This window comes from Ornithinimicrobium panacihumi (assembly GCF_052073805.1).
Lineage (GTDB): Bacteria > Actinomycetota > Actinomycetes > Actinomycetales > Dermatophilaceae > Ornithinicoccus > Ornithinicoccus panacihumi.
In genome coordinates this window covers 70863-76994 of record NZ_JBQGWG010000015.1, presented here as the reverse complement: position 1 = coordinate 76994, position 6132 = coordinate 70863, and the positions used below count along the sequence as shown (strand labels likewise).

Annotated in this window: 6 protein-coding genes, 1 tRNA gene and 1 pseudogene; 4 read left to right on the top strand and 4 right to left on the bottom strand. The window is 69.9% G+C overall.

From position 1 onward, the window contains the following. Positions 1–100 precede the first annotated feature (100 nt). Positions 101–1390: an ISL3 family transposase gene (locus ACTMMA_RS13390; protein ID WP_441189508.1), complete on the top strand. Its 1290-nt coding sequence runs from the start codon at positions 101–103 to the stop codon at positions 1388–1390. 41 nt (positions 1391–1431) lie between these two features. Here ACTMMA_RS13390 and ACTMMA_RS13385 read toward each other — a convergent pair. The 3 genes and pseudogenes from ACTMMA_RS13385 to ACTMMA_RS13375 all read right to left on the bottom strand — a co-directional run. After that, positions 1432–1722 (bottom strand): annotated as a pseudogene (locus ACTMMA_RS13385) (transposase); the annotation flags it as partial. Positions 1723–2017: 295 nt separating this feature from the next. Then, positions 2018–2105 (bottom strand) — tRNA-Ser (locus tag ACTMMA_RS13380). Between the two features lie 47 nt (positions 2106–2152). Beyond that, a complete protein-coding gene (locus tag ACTMMA_RS13375) occupies positions 2153–3742 on the bottom strand; it encodes a helicase HerA-like domain-containing protein (RefSeq protein WP_441190630.1) in 1590 nt (529 codons plus the stop codon). Between the two features lie 23 nt (positions 3743–3765). On the opposite strand from ACTMMA_RS13375, the gene ACTMMA_RS13370 reads away from it, so the two are divergent. The 3 genes from ACTMMA_RS13370 to ACTMMA_RS13360 are packed head-to-tail and all read left to right on the top strand — an operon-like array spanning position 3766 to position 5112. Beyond that, positions 3766–4068, top strand: a complete 303-nt coding sequence (locus tag ACTMMA_RS13370; RefSeq protein ID WP_441190629.1) for a type II toxin-antitoxin system VapB family antitoxin — start codon at positions 3766–3768, stop codon at positions 4066–4068. 49 nt (positions 4069–4117) lie between these two features. Beyond that, on the top strand, positions 4118–4636 hold the full coding sequence (locus ACTMMA_RS13365; protein WP_441190628.1) for a LytR C-terminal domain-containing protein: 519 nt from the start codon (positions 4118–4120) through the stop codon (positions 4634–4636). After that, positions 4633–5112, top strand: a complete 480-nt coding sequence (locus ACTMMA_RS13360) for an SRPBCC family protein (protein WP_441190627.1) — start codon at positions 4633–4635, stop codon at positions 5110–5112. The genes ACTMMA_RS13365 and ACTMMA_RS13360 overlap by 4 nt, the downstream gene beginning before the upstream one ends. Before the next feature lie 29 nt (positions 5113–5141). Here the strand turns inward: ACTMMA_RS13360 and ACTMMA_RS13355 are convergent, their stop codons facing one another. Continuing rightward, positions 5142–6116, bottom strand: coding sequence for a cation diffusion facilitator family transporter (locus ACTMMA_RS13355; RefSeq protein ID WP_441190626.1), 975 nt, complete (start codon positions 6114–6116; stop codon positions 5142–5144). Positions 6117–6132: the final 16 nt, after the last annotated feature.

The following is a 6132-nucleotide window of genomic DNA, read 5'->3' as shown; positions in this document are numbered from 1 at the left end:
GGCCCTTCAACTTTGAGCGTGGTGGGGCCCTGAGGTAGGGCTCGCGGCCCTGCGCCAACATGGGTGTTGTCTAGACATCCCATGAGCGAGGACCGCGAGCGTGCACCAGCCTACGTTCGACGTCGATGCGGCGTCGATCCTGTTCAACCTGTCCGGCTACCGAGTCGTCTCAGCCAGCCCTGCCGTCGGCGATGAGCAAGCGCGGCAGGTGGTGATCGAGACGACCACGAGCGAGGGCGCGTGCCCGTCCTGCGGGGTGCTGTCCTCGCGGGTCCAGGCTCGACCCATGCAGCACGTCAAGGACGTCCCGTGCGGCGGGGAGTCCCTGGACGTGCTCGTGCGCAAGCGGCGCTACGCCTGCCGGGAGCCGCTGTGCCCGCGGCGCTCGTTCACCGAGGAGACCGAGCAGCTGCCCGCCCGGGCCCGGGTCACGACCCGGCTGGCGGAGCAGGTGATCACCGCCTGTCGGGCCGAGCCGCGAGCGGTCTCCCGCGTCGCGCACGAGGCGGACCTGTCGTGGCCGACGGTAATGCGGATGCTCACCAGCACCGTGGACCTGGATACCGGCGTGGACCGCCGGCACGTCAAGCATCTGGGGATCGATGAGCACCGATTCCGCACCGTGCGCTACCTGCGCGATCCCGACACCCAGGCCGTGAAGCGGGTCGAGCCGTGGTCAATCGTGTTCACCAACCTGGACGACGGGGCCATCCTCGACGTCGTCGATGGACGCCGCGGCAAAGTCGTCACGTCCTGGCTGGCGGCCCGGCCGCGGTGGTGGCGCCGGCGCGTGCAGATCGTCGCCCTCGACATGTCCGGCGAGTTCCGTGCCGCCGTCCGCAGGGCACTACCGCGCGCCCGGGTCAGCGTCGACCACTGGCACGTGGTGCGGCTGGCGAACGAGATGGTCACCAAGGTCCGCCGGCGCCGGGTGTGGGAGCTGCACGAGCGCCGCGGCCGGGCCACCGACACCTCGTGGAAGTACCGCAAGCTGCTCACCTGCGCCGGTGATCGGCTCACGCTGCGTCAGCGGACCAAGCTGCAGCAGATCCTCGCCGAGGACGTTGAGCTGGCCGTCGCCTGGGGGATCAAGGAGCACGTCCGTCAGGTTCTCAGCGCCACTGACACGTCATCGTTCCAGCGGCACTGGGCCCACCTCGAGCGCGCCGTGCGCGCCACCCGCCTGCCCGAGCCCGCAGCGCTGTTCCGGACCCTGCGCGCGTGGCGGCGGGAGCTGCTCACCTTCTGCCGAACCAGGGTGACGAACGCGAGGACGGAGGCGGCGAACCTGACCGCGAAGACGATCAAGAGGGTCGGACGGGGGTACCGCAACCACGACAACTACCGATGCCGCATCATTGGCTACGCGCCCCGACCCATCGCGGCGTGAACACCCGCGCCACGCTCAAAGTTGAAGAGCCACATTGACGCGAAGAAAGCCGCCGCGGCCTTCAGGATCTCATTGGCGCGGCGCAGCTCGGCGTTCTCCCGCCTCAGCGCCTTGATCTGCTCATGCTCCGCGGACGTCACCCCGGGCCGGGCACCGGAGTCGACCTCCGCGCGGCGGACCCACTTGCGCAACGTCTCCGCCGAGCCGATGCCCAGCTTGGCCGCGATCGACTTGATCGCCTCGAACTCCGAGCCGTACTCCTCACGCTGTTCCAGCACCAGCCGGACCGCACGCTCGCGGAACTCCTGGTTGTACTTCGACGGTCGTGCCATGACCTGCATCCTTCCAACGGATCAGGTCTCCGGACACCCCGGGACGGCTCACCGCAGGCAAAGTCACCCTGCGCATCGCCGGCCAACTCCACAAGATCGCCGTCGGCCGAACCCACGCCCGAACCCCCGTCATCATGCTCGTCCAGAACCACCACGTCCGCATCGCCCACGCCACCACCGGCGAACTCCTACGCGAGCTCACCATCGACCCCACCAGGCGATACCAACCACTGAACCCACAGAAAAACCCCGAGCCGGGGGGCTCGGGGCTTTCCTATGTCCTGAGACAGGACACTGGCGGAGGATGGGGGATTTGAACCCCCGAGGGTTTTATCCCAACACGATTTCCAATCGTGCGCACTAGGCCACTATGCGAATCCTCCGTCGGAGAGGATACCCCGCGGGCAGGCCGGGACCGAAATCGCCCGCCTCAGCGACGCCGTCCCGTGCCGAAGATCGAGCGGGTGATCTCGCGGCCGATGACGGTCCCGGCGGAGCGCAACATCGACTTGAAGGCGGTCGACTTCACGACCTGGCCGATCATGCCCTCGTCCTGCGCCGCACGACGTCCGCCGCCGCGGGCAGCCTTCTCCTCGGCGGCGCGAGCCGTCTCCTCCGCCTCGGCCAGAGCTGCCTCGGCAGCGGCCTCCTCAGCAGCCTTGAACCTGGCCGCCAGCAGCTCGTACGCGGACTCGCGGTCGAGAGCCTCCGCATACCGGGAGTGGATCGTGGACGAGGAGACGACCGTGTCGACGACCGCCTGGTCGGAGGGACCGATCTGGCCCTGCGGCGCGCGCAGCATCGTCCAGGCGACGGGCGTCGGCGCGCCCTTCTCGGAGAGCACGGTCACGATCGCCTCGCCGGTGCCGAGGGAGGTGAGGACCTCGGACAGGTCGTAGTCGCTGACCGGGTAGGTCGACACCGTCGCCTTGAGCGCCTTCGCGTCGTTGGGGGTGTGCGCGCGCAGGGCGTGCTGGATCCGGTTGCCGAGCTGGGCCAGCACCGAGTTGGGCACGTCGGTGGGGTTCTGGGTGACGAAGAAGACGCCGACACCTTTGGACCTGATCAGCCGCACGGCCTGCTCGACCGACTCCAGGAAGGCGTCGGAGGCCTTGTCGAAGAGCAGGTGCGCCTCGTCGAAGAAGAAGACCAGCTTGGGCTTGTCCGGGTTGCCGACCTCCGGCAGGTCCTGGAAGAGGTCGGCGAGCAGCCACATCAGGAAGGTGGAGAAGACGACCGGCTTGTCCTGCACGCCCGGGATCTCCAGGCAGCTGATGATGCCCTTGCCCTCGGAGGTGGTGCGCAGCAGCTCGGCGGTGTCGAACTCGGTCTCCCCGAAGAAGGCGTCGCCGCCGGCGGCCGACAGGGCCACGATCTCGCGCAGGATGACGCCCGCCGTCGACTTGGCCAGACCGCCGAGATCCTTCAGGTCGGCCTTGCCCTCGTCGGAGATCAGGTGCTGGATGACGGCCTGCAGGTCCTTGAGGTCCAGCAGCGCCAGCCCCTGCTGGTCGGCCCAGTGGAAGACCAGGCCGAGGCTGGACTCCTGGGTCTTGTTGAGCCGCAGCACCTTGGACAGCAACGTCGGCCCGAAGCTGGTCACCGTGGCCCGGATCGGGGTGCCCACGCCGTGACCGCCGAGGTTGAACAGCTCGAGGGGGTATGCGGTGCCCGTCCAGTCCTGCTTCATCGGGCCCATGCGCTCGTCGATCTTGGGGTTGGCCGTCGCCGGGGTGGCCATCCCGGTGAGGTCGCCCTTGATGTCGGCCAGGAAGACCGGGACCCCGGCGTCGGAGAGCTGCTCGGCCAGCACCTGGAGGGTCACGGTCTTGCCGGTGCCGGTCGCGCCGGCCACCAGACCGTGCCGGTTCATCGAGCCGAGCGGCAGCCGGACCACGGCCTCGGGCACGACCCCACCGGCCTCTGCGTCGACCGCCGCACCGAGCACGATGCTGGGCTCGGTGAAGGCATAGCCCTGCGTGATGACCTCGATCTGGTTGCTGCCGCTCTGCTCGCTCACGCTCCTGAGAATAGACTGCGGGCATGATCTTCAAGGGCGTGGGCGACGGGCAGCCCTACCCTCCGCACCACGTGCAGGACTGGTCGCACCTGGCCCCGCGCATGATCCGGCTCGACGAGCTGGTCACCACCCGGGCCGAGCTCGACCTGCACGTGCTGCTCTCGCCGGACTCCACCTTCTACGGCGACATCTTCTGCCACGTCGTGAAGTGGCAGGGGACGCTCTACCTCGAGGACGGCATGCACCGGGCCCTGCGCGCCGCCCTCCAGGGGCGCCCCGTGGTCCACGGGCGTGTCCTCGACCTCGACGCCCCCGGGGCTGGTTAGCCTCGACTGGCCGGCAGATCCGGCCAGCACGACCGAGAAGGAGAAACACGTGGGATACGTGCGCACTGCCGGGATGTCCACGGCGGCCCGCCGGGCACGTCGTCGTGCCGCCCTCGTGATCCTCACCCTCCTGCTGGGCCTGCTGCTCGCCTTCGGCATCGCCGTGGCCACGATGCAGGGCTGGCTCACCTTCGGCGACGACAACCAGACCGACGAGGTCGCGGTGACCACGACGGCCGCGCCGGTCCTGACCCCCGCGGACATCAACGTCGACGTCTACAACTCCACCGACACCGCGGGCCTGGCGGGCCGGGCCGGGGAGGCGCTGCGCACGAGGGGCTACGCGGTGGACCAGGTCGGCAACGCTGACGCGGAGATCGAGGGCGTGGCCGAGCTGCGGCACGGCCCCGAGGGTCTGGCCGCCGCCCAGGCGCTGCAGGAGGCGCTGCCCGAGGGCGTCACGCTCGTCGAGATCGAGCGTGAGGACGACAAGGTCGACCTGGTCCTGGGCGACGCCTGGGAGGACCTGCCGACCGCCGAGGACGCTGCGGAGGAGGACGGCCGGTGAGCACCCAGCACCAGGTCGAGATCTCCCGCCGGATCCAGGCCTCCTCCGCCGCCGTGTGGGAGGTCCTCACCGATCTGTCCCGTGCCCAGGAGCGACTGAGCCAGGTCACGGACCTGCGGGTGCTCACCCCTGGCCCCTACGCGCTGGGCACGCGCTGGCGGGAGACCCGCCGGATGATGGGCGCCTCGGAGACGCAGGAGATGGTCGTCGTGGACAACGACCCGCTGCGCCGCACCGTCCTGGAGGCCCGCGACGGGAGCACCGTCTATCGCACCGAGCTCGTCCTGGAGCCCCTCGACGACGCCCACGCCACCCTGCTGACGTGCCGCTTCGACGCGGACGTGGCCGACCCCGGTCGCCTGCAGCGGCTGGCGCTGAAGGTCGTGGGGCCGTTGGGCACCAAGCTCACCGAGAAGTCGCTTCGCACCGAGCTCGACGACATCGCCGCCGCGGCCGAGGCGCTGGCCACGCACTGACGTCGGCGTGCCGCGACCTGCCCAGCACCTCATGGGGCGTGCCGGGCTCCTGGAGGCTCACGGCCAGCCTGCTGGCCGTGGACCTGTGCGTCGGTCTCCTCCGCCGCCACCTCCTCGGTCTCGATCTGGAAGGTCGAGTGCTCCACGGAGACGGTGAAGTGGTGGGCCACGCAGTGCCGCACCTGCCGCAGCATCTGGGCTGCGTGCCCGTCGGTGAAGCACTCGTCGTCGACGACGACATGGGCGGTGAGCACGGGCAGCCCGGTGGCGACCGTCGAGGCGTGCAGGTCGTGGACGTCGCGGACGTGATCCAGCGCGAGGATGTGCTCGCGGACCTGCTCGAGGTCGAGCCCGGGCGGGGTGAACTCCATCAGCACCGCAAGCGTCTCCCGCATGAGTCGCAGCGCCCGCGGCAGGATCAGGGCCGCGATGAGCAGGCCCGCCACGGCGTCTGCCTGCGCGAAGCCCGTGGTCGCGATGACGATGGCGGCGATGATCACGGCGACTGACCCGAGAGCGTCGTTGAGCACCTCGAGGAAGGCCGCGCGCATGTTGAGATTGGCGGCACGGCCCGAGGACAGGACCGCGATGGCAACGATGTTGGCGGCCAGCCCGACCACCCCGAAGACGAGCAGCTCGGTGGCCGGCACCTCCGGCGGTTCGAACAACCGGCGGATCCCCTCGATCGCTGCGTAGATGCCCACGACCAGGAGCAGCGCGGACTGGGCCAGGGCGGCGATGACCTCGACCCGGCGGAAGCCCCAGGTGCGGCGGGAGGTCGCCGGCCGCACCATGAGCGTGGCGGCGATGAGTGCCACGAGCAGGCCAGAGGCGTCGACGAGCGCGTGGACTGTGTCGGTCAGCAGCGCGAGGCTCCCGGTGACGACGGCCCCGACGCCCTGGGCGACCACGATCAGCGCCGTGATCGAGAAGGCGATCCACAGTCTGACCCGGAAGTCCGGGGACTGACCCGCTGCGGTGCCGTGACTGTGTCCGTGTCCCACGCCGCCTCCTCCCGCG